Origin of the sequence: Hymenobacter sp., assembly GCF_035709525.1 — a bacterium.
Taxonomy (GTDB): domain Bacteria; phylum Bacteroidota; class Bacteroidia; order Cytophagales; family Hymenobacteraceae; genus Hymenobacter.
In genome coordinates, this window is the sequence record NZ_DASTEP010000051.1 from 1 (window position 1) to 16333 (window position 16333).

The 16333-nt window shown below is 66.2% G+C and carries 6 protein-coding genes; 5 read left to right on the forward strand and 1 reads right to left on the reverse strand.

The window, feature by feature from the left end:
• Positions 1 to 265: 265 nt before the first annotated feature.
• Positions 266 to 5188 carry a glycosyl hydrolase gene (locus VFO93_RS04325; RefSeq protein WP_325133097.1) on the forward strand — a complete coding sequence of 1641 codons (4923 nt, stop codon included), beginning with the start codon at positions 266 to 268 and terminating at the stop codon, positions 5186 to 5188.
• A 267-nt stretch (positions 5189 to 5455) separates the two neighbouring features.
• On the opposite strand, the gene VFO93_RS04330 is transcribed toward VFO93_RS04325, so the two are convergent.
• Positions 5456 to 6073, reverse strand: a complete 618-nt coding sequence (locus VFO93_RS04330) for a hypothetical protein (RefSeq protein ID WP_325133098.1) — start codon at positions 6071 to 6073, stop codon at positions 5456 to 5458.
• A gap of 505 nt (positions 6074 to 6578) precedes the next feature.
• Between VFO93_RS04330 and VFO93_RS04335 the strand changes: the two genes are divergently transcribed.
• From VFO93_RS04335 to VFO93_RS04350, 4 genes are all read left to right on the forward strand, one after another.
• Positions 6579 to 8234, forward strand: a complete 1656-nt coding sequence (locus VFO93_RS04335; protein ID WP_325133100.1) for a site-specific DNA-methyltransferase — start codon at positions 6579 to 6581, stop codon at positions 8232 to 8234.
• A 232-nt stretch (positions 8235 to 8466) separates the two neighbouring features.
• Positions 8467 to 11259 carry a DEAD/DEAH box helicase gene (locus VFO93_RS04340; RefSeq protein WP_325133101.1) on the forward strand — a complete coding sequence of 931 codons (2793 nt, stop codon included), beginning with the start codon at positions 8467 to 8469 and terminating at the stop codon, positions 11257 to 11259.
• A 111-nt stretch (positions 11260 to 11370) separates the two neighbouring features.
• Positions 11371 to 13626, forward strand: coding sequence for a PAS domain S-box protein (locus VFO93_RS04345; protein WP_325133102.1), 2256 nt, complete (start codon positions 11371 to 11373; stop codon positions 13624 to 13626).
• A gap of 225 nt (positions 13627 to 13851) precedes the next feature.
• On the forward strand, positions 13852 to 16326 hold the full coding sequence (locus VFO93_RS04350) for a TonB-dependent receptor domain-containing protein (RefSeq protein WP_325133103.1): 2475 nt from the start codon (positions 13852 to 13854) through the stop codon (positions 16324 to 16326).
• Positions 16327 to 16333 lie beyond the last annotated feature (7 nt).

The window sequence follows — 16333 nt, forward strand, 5'->3', positions numbered from 1 at the left end:
GAGAGGGGAGCGAGGGATGAGGCTCCCCTCTCGCGGCTCGCCGGGCGCCGCCAAACGCCCAAACAGACCAATAATCCTCAAAAACCCGCCCCCCGCCGCCCCCCGCCCGCCCGTGAATTTACCCCCGGCAATTACCCAAAACGCCCCCCTGCCTGGTATTAAACCCAGAATAACATTGTACCCCGTAAGCCTGCCCCCGCCTAGCGCGGGGCGGGCCTGCGGGGTTTTTTCGTTGCTTCTTTTTTTACCTTTTTCCCACCCCTTTATGGTGAACTCTACCCTTCGCGGGGCGCAGTGGCTGCGTCCTGTTCGGCTGGTGCTGGCGGCTGGGGGCTGGCTGGCGGCTACGGCCGCTGCCCACGCCCAGTCGACGGCCAACGACCTCACGGCCGCCTGGCTCGGCACCATCGACCAAACCACCCAGACGGTGAGCAACCTGCCCGCCAACGGTCGCGTGGCTCAGCTGCTCTCGGCCAGCGCGGCCTCGGCCGGGGCCTCTATCAAAGTGGTGAACGGCAGCGGCCAGCCCGTGCCCAAATACACTACCCTCAGCAGTGGCCTGAGCGTGGTGGTGACGGCCGCCAGCGGCGCCACCAAAACCTACGCCGTGCAGCCCACCGGCGCGGCCTTGCAGGTCGAGAACCTCGCCAACGCGGCCAGCAGCACGCAGGCCAGCATCACCAACCGCATCTTGAGCGTGAGCGGCAACTCGGAGTTCCACGTAACTGGCACGAGCAACCCGCTCAAGGGCTCGATGATAGACATGCAGGGGGACAACGTGTGGCTGTACTTCGAGGGCGTGCGGCCTTCCAAGTTCAGCCAGCGCCTCTTGAGCCAGGTAACGGTGAACGGGCAGCGCGCCCAGATTGATACCACCGTGCGCCTGGTGCAGTACCTGCAAGGCTGCGTGCTCATCAGCCAGCCCAGTACCTACCAGCCGCTGGAAGCCTTTACGGGCAGCGCCTTTGGGGGCAGCTCGATGAAGTTCAGCCAGTACAGCTACTACAAAACGGCTGACCTCGGGGCGTTCAACGACAACATCGGCTCCTTCAAGCTCAAAAAGGGCTACATGGCCACCTTCGCCGAAAACGCCGACGGCACGGGCTTCAGCAAAGTGTACATTGCGCCCGACAATGACGTTACCATCAGCACGCTGCCCTTGAGCTTGCAGGGGCGCACCTCGATGGTGCGCGTGCTGCCCTGGGCCTGGGTGAGTAAGAAGGGCTGGTGCAGCGCGCCGCTGCTCGGCGACTCGCTGCACTCGGCCTGGAACTACAACTGGAACAATAACGGGCAGTCGTCGCTCGACATGGAGTATGTGCCGATTCGCCAGACGCAGTGGTGGCCGGACTTCAACACGACGAACAACAAGAAGAAGGTCACGCACTTCCTCGGCTTCAACGAGCCCGATACCAAGTCGCAGGCTAACATGAGCGTCAACCAGGCCATCGCGGCCTGGCCGGGGCTGTTGCAGTCGGGCTTGCGCGTGGGCTCACCCGCGCCCACCGATGGCGGGGCCAGCTGGCTCTACACCTTCATGGACCGCGCCGACTCAGCGGGCTACCGCGTCGATTTCGTGGCCCTGCACTTCTACCGCGGGTGCCAGACGCCGCAGCAGTTCTACAACTACCTCAAGGCCGTGTACGACCGTACGCGCCGCCCCATCTGGATTACGGAGTGGAACAACGGGGCCAACTGGACTACCTCAACCGGCTGCCCCAAGCCGACCTACGCCGACCAGGCGGCCAAGATTCAGGCCTTCGTGACGATGCTCGACACGGCGCGCATCGTGGAGCGCTACTCGCTCTACCAGTGGGTGGAGGACACCCGCAAGCTGTTCGTGAATGACGGCGACCCCAGCACCATCACCCCGGCCGGCATCGTGTACCGCGACAAGGTGTCGCCGATGGCCTTCAACCCCAGCCTCGTGCCGCCCACCGTCGTTACTACGCCGCCCATGCCGTTCGGGCGCGGCAACATCGCCGTGACGCGCTACGGCAACGCCGGCTGGACGGGCGGCACCAACGCCACGCTGCCCGTGTACATCGACGAGTACTCGCCCGTCAACAGCACGCTATACACGGCCGGGCAGCTCATGCGCAGCATCCCCATCCCCACGGCCAACTACGGGGCCAACTTCGGCTACGTGGGCTCGGGCATCAAAGTGAACGCCGATGGCGCGCTCGGCCTCTCGCCCGACCGCACCAAGATGGCTTTGGCCGGCTTTAACCTCGGCACCGGCAACACCAACCCCAACGGCGGCAACGCCGCCCGCGTGGTAGCCATCTTCGACGCCGATGGCAACCTCGACACCCGCACCGGCTTCTCGGATGGCAACAGCCAGCCCCTGCGCACGGCCGCCGTTACCGACAGCGCCACCGTGTACATCGCCTACGGGGCCAGCAACCTCGGTCTCAAGCACGCTTCGCTGCCCACTACCGTGAGCAGCACGCCGCGCAGCCGCACCGGCACCACCATCTTCCCGGTTATCAGCCTCAAGAAGATAGCCGTGTACGAGGGCCAGCTCTACTTCACCCAAAACACGACCGGCAGCGCCAAGGTGATGAAGCTGCCCGGCGTGCCCGGCAAGGCTACCACGCCCACGGCCCTGCCCGGCATCCCCAACATGGTGAGCGGCGGCACGCAGCCCAGCGGCTTCGTGATGTTCGACGTGAACCCCAACGTGCCGGGCATGGACTTGCTTTACTACTCCGACGACCCCGTGTCGCCGGCCACCGCCTCGGTGCTGAACAAGTACACCTTTAACGGCACCACCTGGACGGCCCGCGGCACCTACACCGTAACCGGGCTGAACGACAACGCCCTGCGCGACCTCACAGGCACCCTCGTCAAGGGCGTGCCCACGCTCTACGCGGTCAGCCTCACGTCCATCGTGAAGATGGAGGACAAGGCCACGACCTACACGCTGGCCAACACGGCCTTCACCAACAACCTCGCCATCACGACCACGCCGCTCGTGAATACGCAGGCCGCCACGGCCACCAACTACGGCTACCGCGGCATCTCCTTCACGCCCGGCACCCGCGACTCGCTGTATGTGCGCGTGCCCCAGACCATCACGATGGCGGCCATCCCGGACAAGGCGATGGGCGCGGCCGACTTCTACCCAGGAGCCACCACTACCTCGGGCCTGCAACTAGCCTACGCTACCTCGGACCTCAACGTGGCAACCATCAACAATGGCCTCATCAGCATTGTCGGTCCCGGCACGGTTACGATTACCGTGAGCCAGGGTGGCGACTTCAAGTACCTGCCCGCGGCCTCGGTGTCGCGCACCTTCACCGTGCTTAGCGACCTTACGGTAGTGGCCGGCCAAACCATGACAATGGCCGCAGCCGCCAGCTACGGCAACGTAATGGTACAAGGCCAGTTGATGCTGAGCGCGCCCCTCACGGCAACCGGCACCATCACCGTCGCTAGCGGCGGGATGCTGGCTACCAACTGCCAGCCCATCGCGGGCGCGGCCGACTTCACGGTGGCCGCCGGCGGCGAGCTGCGCGTGTGCGACGCGGCGGGCCTCGCGCCCACCGGCACCATGAGCGGCGCGGTGCAAACCACCGGCACCCGCACCTTCAGCCCCGACGCTACTTATCTGTATAATGGCAATAATGGCAGCGTGGCCCAGGCCACTGGCGCGGGCCTGCCCGCTCAGGTGCGCAACCTGATGGTGCAAAACCAGGCCGGCGTAACCCTGAGCGCCCCGCTCACGGTGATGCAGGTGCTGCGCCTCGCCCAGGGCAACCTGACGCTCGGCAGTCAAATGCTAACCTTGCACTCCGACGCCAGCGGCACCGCCCTGGTTGATAACACCGGCGGCGTAGTCGTGGGCACGACCACCGTGCAGCGCTACCTCGACGCCTCGCTGAACCCCGGCCTGGGCTACCGCCACTACGCGGCCCCGGTGAGCAATGCGACGGTGGCTGACCTTGGCACCGCCACCTTCGCGCCGGCCGTGGCGGGTAGCACCTTCGCCACCGTGTACGGCTACGACCAGAGCCGCCTCACTACGTCGGCTAACACCTTCGACCAGGGCTGGGTGGCCCCGGCCGCCCTCACCGCGCCGCTGGCCGTGGGCCGCGGCTACACCGTGAACCTAGCCGGCACCGAGCTGGTAGATTTCACCGGCACGCTCAACAACGGGCCTATCAACCTGCCCCTCATGCGCGGCACGCCCTCCGAGGCGGGCTGGCAGCTGCTCGGCAACCCGTACCCGGCCCCGCTCGACTGGAGCACCGTGACCGTGCCCGCCGGCCTGGGTCAGGCCCTGTACGTGTACAGCAGCAATAGCCAGTACGGCGGCAGCTACCGCAGCTACGTCAACGGGATGGGTGCTTCGCCACTCGTGCCGGCCGGCCAGGGCTTCTTTGTGCGGGTAAATGCGGCCGGGGCTACCCCCACGCTCGCCCTCACCAATGCCAACCGCGTCACCACCTTCGGTACCCAGCCCGCCATGCAGCGCACCGCCGAGCTGCGCCCGCTGGTGCAGCTGCGGTTAGCCGCCCCCTCGGGCGCTACCGATGACACCTACGTGTACTTCGAGGCCGGCGCTACCGCCGCCGCCGATGCTGCCTTCGACGCCGGCAAGCTCCGCAACACGGGTTCGGCGGCCCTCAACCTGTTCTCGCTGGCCGCAGCCGATGAGCTCAGCATCAACGGCCTGCCGCTGCCGGGTGCCGCCAGCCTCGTGGTGCCCCTGGGCGTGGCTGTAACCCAGCCCGGCAGCTACACCCTGCGCGCAACCCAGCTCCTCAACCAAACGGGCGCGGTAAGCCTACGCGACAAGCTCACCGGCACGCTCACGCCGCTGTCGGCGGGCACCAGCTACAGCTTCACGGTGGCGGCGGGTGCGCCGGCCACGGGGCGCTTCGAGCTGCTGTTTGGCCCGGCCACGCCGCTGGGCACCACGGCCGCTGCGCTGGGGCAGCAGATTGAGCTGTACCCCAACCCCGCCCACGGCGCGGTGCAGGTGCTGCTGCCGGCTGCCTTGCAGCGCGAGGCGGTGCAGGCCACGGTGCTCAATGCGCTGGGCCAGCAAGTGCTGCGCGCCACGCTGCCCGCCGGGGCCGCGCTGCGTGCTCTGCCCCTGGGCACGCTGGCCAACGGCGTGTACACCCTGCGCCTCGAAACCAGCCAGGGTATCGCTACCAAGCGCCTGGTGTGTGAGTAGGCTACTTTAAGGGCGGCGGGTAGCGTTTGCCCGCCGCTTCTACGCCAAACGGGCGAGCTGACCAGTGGTCGGCTCGCCCGTTTTGGCTTTTGGGGGCGTGGGCTCGCCGGGCGCGGAACCTCACCCCCCGGCCCCCTCTCCAAAAAAGAGGGGGAGCCTGACGCTGGCGGACGTAGGCCAACGTCGAAAAGGCGTCCGGCTCCCCCTCTTTTTCGGAGAGGGGGCCGGGGGGGGAGGTTCTACGGGTGGCGAGCCTGCCCGCCCCGCCTACTGCACTATCCTACTCAGCACTTCCGAGAACGGCTGGTCGTCGGTGTCGCCGCCCACCGAGCGGAACATGGCAAACACTTCCGTGCGCTTCTTGTAGCCGCGCAGCAGCACGCTGGGGCGGGTGGTCGTCACGCTCAGCCACTGGTGCCAGGGCTGGTCGGGGGCGTCGGTGTAGCGGATTTCGGTGGCTACCGCGCCCAGGGCGCGGGTTACTTTGGCGCAGAGGGTATCGGCCTCGGTGCCGTCGCTGAGCTCGTACTTGCGCGGGGGCTCCAGGGTGGTGCGGCGCTCGGGCTCCTTGGTGAGGTCGAGGCCGGTGCTGAGCAGGGCGGCCTCATTGTCGGGGTAGAGCGAGTTGGCGTAGCGGGCGGTGCTGCTCAGGGCCTGGTTGAGGGCGTCGCGCAGCTGGTAGAGGGCGGCGGTTTGCTCGGGCACGGGGTTTTTGATGGCGGCGGCCGGCGTGTAAGCCGCGAGGGCGGTTTGCAGGTCGCTCACGTAGGGCGTGGCGTCTTTGTAAAAGGCATTGCCCGTGAGGCGGGTGATGCAGTTGAGGGCCAGCGGGCCGATTTTGTCTTTGGTAATGGCGATGAAGCTGGTGCGAAGTAAGCGTGGCATAACGTAGCAGGTGGAAAAAAATGAAACAACGTGGCTAACTGGGATAATTGGCGGCTGGCCCTGCCCAACGGGGGGCACAGAGCCAACCACAAGGGCCCCGCGCTGGGCGGGCGGGGCCGATGACGGGACGTCGGCGACCACGGAAGGCGCATCAGTGGCCACCGATGTGCCTTCGGTGGGCACGGAAGGCGCGTCGGCGGGCGCGGAAATGGCTTCGGCGGGCGCGGAAGGCGCGTCAGTGGCCACCGACGCGCCTTAAGAGGGTAAGGGAGAACTGTGGGAGGGCTGCGAACGGGAGCTGGAGGGTGAGGAAAGGCCGTAGGGGGCGTGGGCCGGGCCCGGCGCGGCTTGCTACGGTTGAGCTTCAAAAGTAAGCAGGCTCGCCCAATAACCAACTGACCATAATATATTTATTTTAGCCAAAGCCTGGGCTTAAGTTGAGATAGCCTTGGCCTGGATGTATCTTTGAAGCAGGCCGGGTGCCCGGCCCGCCTTCCTGTTTTTTATGCCCGAACTCACCTGGCTTGGCAAAGACGCCATTCGCCACCACCATTTGGCCGTGCCGTTCCGGCCGTTTGTGCCCACGGCTGCCTTTGAGGCCCCCGGTACGCCGCCCACCGCCCCCGCCCACCGCATCATCCACGGCGATAACCTCGACGCCCTCAAAAGCCTGCTGCCCGAGTTTGCGGGCCGCGTCAAGTGCATCTACATCGACCCGCCCTACAACACCGGCAATAAGGAGTGGGCCTATAACGACAACGTTGACGACCCTCGTTTGCAAGAGTGGTTCAAAGCGCACCTACCAGTTGACGCCGATGATTTATCACGCCACGATAAATGGCTGTGCATGATGTACCCTCGTTTGAACTTGCTCTATAAGCTATTGAGCAGCGACGGTGTCATTTTCATTTCCATCGATGATAATGAAGTTGCGAACCTTAAATGTATCATGGACGAGATATTCGGGCCACAAAACTTCATTGGGCAGTTTACATGGGTTAGAAAGAAGAAAGGCTCCTTCTTATCCAAGAAGATTCGCAAGATGACAGAATACGTATTGGCCTACAAACGTGTACATGACCAGCCATTGATACTTTATGGTGAGGGTGCTTACAGCGATAAGCAGCAACCACTCATCAACAGACCCAATAATCTAGCTACTCTGGTCTTTCCCCCCAATAAAGTGTTGGCTGTTTTAAAAGATGGGATTTATAAAGCCGGTAAAAGAGGGGACTCTGTATTAGGTCTTGACTTTTCTGATGATTTTGAGGTCAAGGAAGGCTTAGTAATAACGCCTTTGACTGTAAATGGACGCTTTAGGTGGGTACAAGATTTCTTAGATGCTGAACTACGAAAAGGAACTCAGGTAACGCTTTCCAGTAAATTTGGACTTAACGCCTTGCGTCACGACCAAGCCACGAAGATTAAGGCACCATCCTCCCTTATAAACGCGGAATCGGGCGTTGGTACCAACGAAGACGCTACTGCGGAGCTAGCTGCCATCTTTAATAATGAGATAGGAGAGAGCTTCAACTATGCCAAGCCCGTCAGTTTGGTAGAATACCTTATTAAAGCGGCAACATTTGACGACCCTGATGCCATTATCCTTGATAGTTTCGCAGGCAGTGGCACTACACTACACGCAGTAGCCAGCTTGAACGCTAAAGAGGAGATACCCGGCCGGCGGCAGTGCCTGCTGGTAGAGGTAGAGGACTACGCCGACACGCTCACGGCCGAGCGGGCGCGGCGGGTACTGGGCGGCTACGGCGCGGTGGCGGAGCTGGGCGGGCGCTTCAGCTACGGCGAGCTGGGTGCGCCGCTCTTCGATGCGGGCACCGGCCTGCTCGACCCGGCCGCCCCGCCCGCCGCCCTGCGCCAGTATGTGTGGTGGCAGGAAACGGGCACCGCCCTGCCGCCCCCGGCCCCCGAGGCGGCGGCCTGCCACCCCAGCTACCTGGGCACCGCCCCCGATGGCAGCCGCGTGTACTTCGACTACGCCCCCGCCACCCCCAGCACCCTCAACGAAGCCTGGCTAACGCAGCTAACCGTGGCCGCCCCCCGCTACGTGGTATATGCCGATGCCTGCACGCTGCCCCCGGCCTGGCTGGCCGCCCAGGGTATCGTGTTCAAGCAAATTCCGCGCGACCTGGGGGCCTGGTAGGGGCGGGGAGGGGGCGGGCCCGGTGGGCGCCTGACCTCACCCCCCGGCCCCTCTCCTTGGGGAGAGGGAGAGCCGACCGCAAACACACGCGAGAGGTCATAATTACTCGTCAGGCTCCCCCTCTCCCCAAGGAGAGGGGGCCGGGGGGTGAGGTCAGGCGCCCACCGAGCCCACCTCCCGGCAAAAAAGCTCCGCCCCGCCCCCTTTCTCTTCTTTATTCGCCTATTCCTGCATGGTACTCAAGTCTTACCTCCAACAAGTGCTGGCCGACCTGGGCCGCTACGCCGCCCTGTATGGCACCGGGGCCTACACCCCGGCCGAGGCCTTCGCCGCCTTCTGGGCCGGGCACCCGCGCACGCCCTTCGACGTGGCTACTGGCCAGCCGGGCCAGTTTCTGCGCCCCTACCAGACCACGCCGGCCCTGGCGGCGGTGCCGCAGCTCACGGTGAAGGTGCCCACCGGGGGCGGCAAAACCTACCTGGCCTGCCACGCGGTGGGGCAGCTGCTGGGCGCGGCCCCCGCGGGTACGCCCCGGCTGGTGGTGTGGCTGGCCCCCTCGCTGGCCATCGTGGCCCAAACCCTAAAGGCGCTGCGCAACGGCCGCCACGCCTACCGGCAGGCCCTCGACGTAGCCTTCGGCGGCCGGGTGGCGGTGATTGACAAAGACGAGCTGGCGCAGGGGCAGGGCCTGCTGGCGGCGGCCCAGGGCGAGCAGCTAACCGTGGTGGTGCTGTGCCTGGACACGCTACGCACCGCCGACCCCGACAACCGCAAAGCCTACGAAGCCAACAGCGCCAACCTGGCCTTCGTGAGTGCCTACGCGGGCCACCTGCCCGCCCCCGTGCCCCGGCCCGACGGCACCCCCACCGACCCCACCGCCACCATGAACGTGCTGCGCGCCCTGGCCCCGGTGGTGATAATCGACGAAAGCCACCACGCCAAAACCACGCTCAGCGACAAGCTGCTGGCCGCCCTGAGCCCGCGCTTTGTGCTGGAGCTGACCGCCACGCCCCGCCCGGCCAGCAACCTGCTGGCTTTGGTGAGTGCCCAGGCCCTGAAGCAGGAGCACATGGTGAAGCTGCCCGTGGTGGTGCAAAACCGCTACCGCAAGGCCGACGTGCTGGGCGGGGCCAAGCTGTGGCAGGAGCGCCTCGAAGCCCTGGCCACCGCCGCCCACAAGAAAAAGGGCGCGCCCTACGTGCGCCCCATCGTGCTGCTGCAAGCCGAGGCCCGCACCGCCACTGCCACGGCCCCCTACGACAAGGTGAAGGCCGACCTGCTGGCCCTGGGCGTGCCCGAAGCCCAGATAAAGATAAAAACTGCTGACCGCGACGAGCTAAAAGACGTGGACCTGCTCGCGCCTGGCTGCGTAGTGCGCTACATCATCACGATAAACGCGCTGGCCGAAGGCTGGGACTGCTCGTTTGCCTACATCCTGGCCTCGGTGGCCAACCGCAGCAGCCCCGTGCAGGTAGAGCAGCTGCTGGGCCGGGTGCTGCGCCAGCCCTACGCCACGCCCCACCCCGAGCCGCTGCTCAATTGCAGCTATGTGCTCACGGCCAGCACCGACTTTCAGGGGGCGCTGGCCAACATTGTGGCGGGCCTGCAAGTAGCTGGCTTTACGGCCACCGACTGCTACCGCGCCCCCGATGCCCCTGAGCCCACCCCGGCCCCTACCACGCCTGGCCAGCAGCACGGCCTGGCCTTCGGGGCCGCCGACGCCGAAGAGCTAACCCCCGCTGACTACGCCGCTCAAGCTGCGGCCGCCGCCGCACTGGCCGCCCCCGCCCTCGCCGCCCCGGCCGACTACGCTGCCCCGGCCCTGGCCAGCACGGTGGGCACCACCGCCGCAGGCAGCCCCGCGGGCGCGCCCACCCCGGCCGCGCCTGCCCCGGCCGTGGCCGCCGCGGTAGCCGCCCTGGTAGAAGGCCAGCAAACGATGGAAGCCGAAGCGCTGGCCGCCTTCGAGAAAACCGAAGCCGCGGCCGCCGCCATTGCCGCCGACCCCACCCTCAGCCCCAATCCCGTGGCCCAGCAAGTACCCGGCTACCCCATGCGCGCCGACGTGGCCGCCGCTGCCCAGGCCCTGCGCCTGCCCAATTTTATGGTGCCCACTGGCAGCAGCTTGTTCGGCAAGTACGCCCCGCTGGCCAAGGGCAGTTTGCTGGCGGGCTTCGACTTGAGCTTGCAAAGCATCGACATCGACTTTCAGCAGCAGGCTGAAGCGCTGCGCGTGATAGACTTGCAGGAGCAGGCTGACCACTCCTACACCCCCATCATCCGCAAGGCTGACGCCCAGCTGCGCGAGCCGCTGCTGGCTTACTTTCGGGCGGCCTCGCCGCTACGCCAGCGCCAGGATGCGGCCCGCGCCATCGGTAAGTTTTTTGGGAAGAAGCTCGACTACTTGCCCGCCCCGGCGGTGCAGGCGTACGTAGAGCGGGTACTGGCCCCCTTCGACCCCGAGCAATTGCGCGCCGCCTACGCCGACCCTGCCCACTACGCCAATGCGGTGTACGAGCACCTCGACCACCTCACGAGTGTCCACGCTATGAAGGTGTTTGACCAGCGCATCGACACCAACGGCATCGACGTGGTGCCTGACTACAGCTTTCCGGCCCAGCGCGTGGTGGGCAAGGTGGCGCTGCCGCTCCTGCGCTCGCTCTACGCCAAAGAAGAGGCCGGCAACGGCCCCGAAGGCGACCTGATGCAGCTGCTGGCCGACGCCGAAAACGTAACGTTCTGGACCCGCAACCCCGCCCGGCCCGGCGAAGGCTTTCGCCTCAACGGGCCGTTGGTAAATCACTACCCTGACTTCATCGTCCATACCGCCAAAGGCAACACCCTGCTGCTCGAAACCAAGGGCGACATCTACGACAACGCCGACAGCACATACAAGCGCCACCTGGGGGCAGCCTGGGCGCTGGCGGCTGGCAAGCAGTACAAGTACTTTATGCTGTTTGACAAGAAAACGGTGGACAAAGCCTACCGGCTCGATACGTTTGGGCCGGTGCTGGCCGCGCTATAGGTAGGCCGGGCGGCCGGCGGCGGCGAGGTGTGGCGCAGCCGCACTATATGGCGGGCAAGCCGTATTTTTCGGGCGCGTTCTGGCTGTTTCTACTCCCTGTTCCTGTGTGCCATGCTCTCCTCGCCCGCCGACTTTGAGGTCGTCTTCGCAGCCCTGCCCGGCCGTGTGCTGCTGCTGCTGCCTGATGCGCCCACCTACACCATTGCCGGCATCAGCGACGACCTGCTGGCCTGGCTGGGGCTGAGCCGGGCGGCGGTGCTGGGCCAGGGCCTGGCGGCCCTGGGCGCGGGGGCGGCGGGCGCGCGGCGCGCGGGCTGGCTGGCGGCGGTACGCGCGTCGGTAGGGGCGGCGCTGGGGGTAGAGGCGGGCATGGGCGCGGCCGGCTCGGGCACCGGGGCCGCCCCAGTGCCTGCCGTGGGCCACACCCGGCCGGTGCCCGGCCCCGATGGCACGGTGCGCTACCTGCTGCACACCACTGCTGTGGCCCCGGCAGCCCCCGCGCCCACGGCCAGCCACTACCACACCCTGCTGGAGGGGCTGCACGCGGGCACGGCCCTCTACCTGGGCCCCGACCACATCATTGCCTACGCCAACCCGCTCATCTTACGCTACTGGGGCAAGGATGCCCGCGTGCTGGGGCTGCCGCTGCTGGACGCCCTGCCCGAGGTAGTGGGCCAGCCCTTTCCGGCGCTGCTGGCCCAGGTGTATGCCACCGGGCAGCCCTACGTGGGCACCCGGCAGGCGGCCGCGCTGCGCGTGGCGGGCGAGCTGCGCACGGCGTACTTCGACTTTACCTACCAGCCCCTGCGCGATGCCGCGGGCCAGGTCTACGGCATTCACAACACGGCCATCGACGTGACGGCCGAAGTGCTGGCCAGCCAGCAGCTGGTCGAAAGCGAGCGCCGCTTTCGGGCGCTGGTCGAGCAGGCGCCGGTGGCCATTACCCTCACCCGCGGTCCCGAGGTAGTGGTAGAGAGCGTGAATGCGCCCATGCTGCGCGTGATGGGCAAGGCCAGCGCCGCTGAGGTGCTGGGCCGGCCCGTGCAGGAGCTGCTGCCCCACCTGGCCTTGGAGGAGGTGCTGGCCATTGTGAAAAACGTGACTGCCACCGGCCAGCCTTACTACGGTAGCGAGGTGCCCGTGCCGATGCCCGATGCGACCGGGGTGATTGGGCAGCGCTATTTTAACCTCAGCTACACGCCGCTGCTGGAGGCGGGCATGCCGCAGGGTGTGATACAGGTGGCCGTGGACGTAACCGAGCAGGTGCGCGCCCGCCAGCAGCTCGAAGCCAGCCAGGCGGCGCTGCGCGAAAGCGAGGAGCGCTTCCGGAGCATGGCCGATGCCGCGCCTACTCCCATGTGGGCCGTAAACCCGGTGGCCGGCACGCGCTACGTCAACCGCGCCTTTCTGGAGTTTCTGGGGCTGACGCTGCCCGAGTACCTGGCCACGAACTGGACGGCCTACCTGCACCCCGACGATGCCGAGGCCGGCCGCGCCCTGATGAGCTTGCCCATCGAGCAGCGCGCGCACCACGCGCAGGAGTACCGGGTGCGCCGCCACGACGGCCAGTACCGCTGGCTGCTGACCCAGGGCGCGCCCAACTACCACGCCAGCGGCGTACTGCACGGCTACGTGGGCGCGGCCATCGATGTCACCGACCTCAAGGAGGCCAACGAGCGCCTGGCCCGCACCAACGCCGACCTCGACAACTTCATTTACACCGCCAGCCACGACCTGAAAGCGCCCATCACCAACATCGAAGGGCTGCTGACCATGCTGGAGCGCGCGCTGCCGCCCGCCGCCCGCGTGGGCCACACCGACAAGGTGCTGACCTTGATGCACCACTCGGTAGAGCGCTTCCGGCGCACGCTGCGCGAGCTCACGGCCGTGGTGAGCTTGCAGCAAGACTACGCCGAAGCGCCCGCGCTGGTGAGCCTGCCCGCCGTGCTCGACGAGGTGTGCCTCGACCTGGCCCCGCAGCTGCGCGAAGCCCGCGCGCACGTGGTGCGCGAGCTGCTGGACTGCGTGCACATTCGCTTTTCGGCCAAGAACCTGCGCTCGGTGGTATACAACCTGTTCAGCAATGCCCTCAAGTACCGCGCCCCCGGCCGCCCGGCCCTGGTGGAGCTAGCCTGCCACGCCACGCCCCTGCACCACGTGCTGACGGTGCGCGACAACGGCCTGGGCTTTGAGCCCGCGCGGGCCGGGCAGCTGTTTGAGCTGTTTGGGCGCCTGCACGGGCACGTGGAGGGCTCGGGCGTGGGCCTCTACCTGGTGCGCCGCATGCTGGAGAATGCGGGCGGCCGCATCGAGGCCACCGGCGAGGTGGGAGTGGGGGCCACCTTCACGGTGTACTTCCCGCGCTAGGGCGGCGGGCCGGGGGCGAGCGGCGGGGTAGGCGGGGGCGTTGTAAAATAAAAACGGCCGCCCGCGCCGGTAGTAGGGCAGGGCGCAACAATCTTTATACCTGAATGCAAAATAATAGCCGCCCTGTGGCCGTTGGCAGCCGGGCGGCCCCGCGAAAGCCGCGGCCTGACTGCTTCACTTTCTGCCCGCTACCTGCCTGACCATACCCTTACCTGTTTCTTACTGATGAAGTACCCCCTCGCGCTGCTGCTCGCCACGGCCGCAGCCGCCCCGGCGTGGGCGCAAGCCCCGGCCGCTAAGCCGCCCACTCCCAAAGTAGTGGCCGGCACCGGCCAGCTGCGCGGCCAGGTGCAGGACGCGACCACCAAAAAGCCCGTCGAGTACGCCACCGTGCTGCTGCTGCCCGCCGAGGGCACCAGCCCCATCGCCAGCGCTACCGCCGACGGCCAGGGCCGCTTCGAGCTGACGCGGCTGCCGGCTGGCAGCTTCCGCTTGCAGCTCAGCTTTGTGGGCTACGCGCCGCTCATTCAGCCCGTGACGGTGACCAGCGCCGCTACCGACCTGGGCACGCTGACCCTGGCGGCCAGCGCCAAAACGCTGGGCGAGGTGAGCGTGACCGGCCAGCGCCCGCTGGTGGAAACCCGCCCCGACCGCCTCGTATACAACGCCGAGCAGGACGCCACCAGCGCGGGCGGCACCGCCACCGACGTGCTGCGCAAAACGCCCCTGCTCAACGTGGACGTGGACGGCAACGTGCAGCTGCGCGGCTCGTCCAACCTGCGCATTCTTATCAACAACAAGCCCTCGGCCATGCTGGCCGGCAACCTGGCCGACGCGCTCAAGCAGATTCCGGCCGACCAGATTAAGGCCATTGAGGTAATTACCTCGCCGTCGTCGAAGTACGACGCCGAGGGCTCGGGCGGGGTCATTAACATCGTGCTCAAGAAGAATAACTTGCAGGGCACTAATGGCAACATCGGGGCCGGCGTGGGCAACCGCAACCAGAACGTGAACGGCTCCTTCAACGTGCGGCAGGGCAAGCTGGGCGTGAACACCCGCCTGAGCGGCTACTACAACACCTACCCGTACCGCTCCAGCACCAGCCGCACCGACTTTACCTCGGCCGGCACGGGCTACTTCAATCAGCAAACCACTTCCAGCAGTGAGGGCACGGGCGGCTACGGGCAGGTCGAATTGACCTACGACCCTTCGACCAAGCACAGCTTCACGCTCAGCGCCAACGGCAACCTCTACCGCAGTAACTCGCCGCAAAACTTCGTGAGCCAGTACAGCGGCATTCCCGCGCTCGACACGCTGTACGCCCGCGACATTGCGCAGCGCTACGTAGGGCGTAATTACGATTTTAACGCTGGCTACACGCGCACCTTCGGCCCCGAGCAGCCCCGGCGCGAGTGGAGCGTGCTGGCTCAGCACACGCGCAGCACCAACACCGGCCGCTACTCGCTGGAGCAGTACCATGCCGCCGCCATCGAGGCCGGGCCGCTGGAGTACCAGGAGCGCAACAGCAACCTCTCGCGCAACCTGGAGACCACCCTGCAAACCGACTACACCCACCCGCTCAAGGAAAAGAACACGCTGGAGGTGGGCGCGAAGGCCATTCTGCGGCAGGTGAGCAGCGACTACAGCCTCGACACGCTGCTGCGCGCCCGGCAGGTTGACTTCGCCCGCAGCCCGCGCCGCTCCAACGCCTTCGACTACCAGCAGGACGTGGCGGCGGCCTACGGCACGCTCAACGCGGCGGCCGGCAAAAAGTACAACCTCAGCCTGGGCGCGCGCCTGGAGTATACGCGCCTCGAAGGCGAGTTTGCGGGGGCGGGCAGCAGCTTCACCAGCTCTTACCTCAACGTGCTGCCCAGCCTCAGCGCCACGCGCACGCTCAAGGAGCCGGGCCACACGCTGCGCCTCAACTACTCGCGGCGCATTCAGCGGCCCAACATCTACTACCTCAACCCCTACGTGAACGTGCTCACGCCCAACAGCGTGTCGTATGGCAACCCCGAGCTGTCGCCCGAGTTTGCCAACAACTTTGAGCTGAGCTACAGCACGTTTAGCAAAAAGTCGTCGCTCAACGTGTCGACTTACCTGCGCTACGTGGGCAACTCGATAGAAAGCTACAGCCGCTACAACGAAACCCTGGCCCGCACCGAGCGCACCTTCGGCAACCTGGCCACCAACGCTACCTACGGCGTCAGCTTCTACGGCTCCATCAAGCCCGTGGAAGCCTGGAACATCAGCGGCAACGCCACCGTCAATTACACCCGCCTCAACAGCGCCGCGCTCGACCGCAAAACCCAGCTCCTCACGGCCAACTTCGGCTTCAACTCGTCCTGGAAAATCAACAAGCAGTACTCGTTGCAAGGCTTCAGCGGCTTTAGCACGGGTGGCGTGGGCTTGCAGTCGCGCTACTCGGGCTACTCGTACTACTCGCTGGCGATTCGGAAGAATATCCTCAAGGAGAAAGGCGACCTCAGCCTGAACGCCAGCAACTTCCTGACGCCGGGCCGCGAGTTTCGCAACTCTACCACCACCGACCAGTTCACCAGCGAAAGCGTGAGCTACCAGTACCAGCGCACCATCCGGCTCTCGTTCAGCTACCGCTTCGGCAAGCTCACGACCAACAACGCCCGCCGCCGCTCGGTGCGCAACGACGACTCGAAGGGCGGGGGCGACTCGCAGTAGGAGGGGA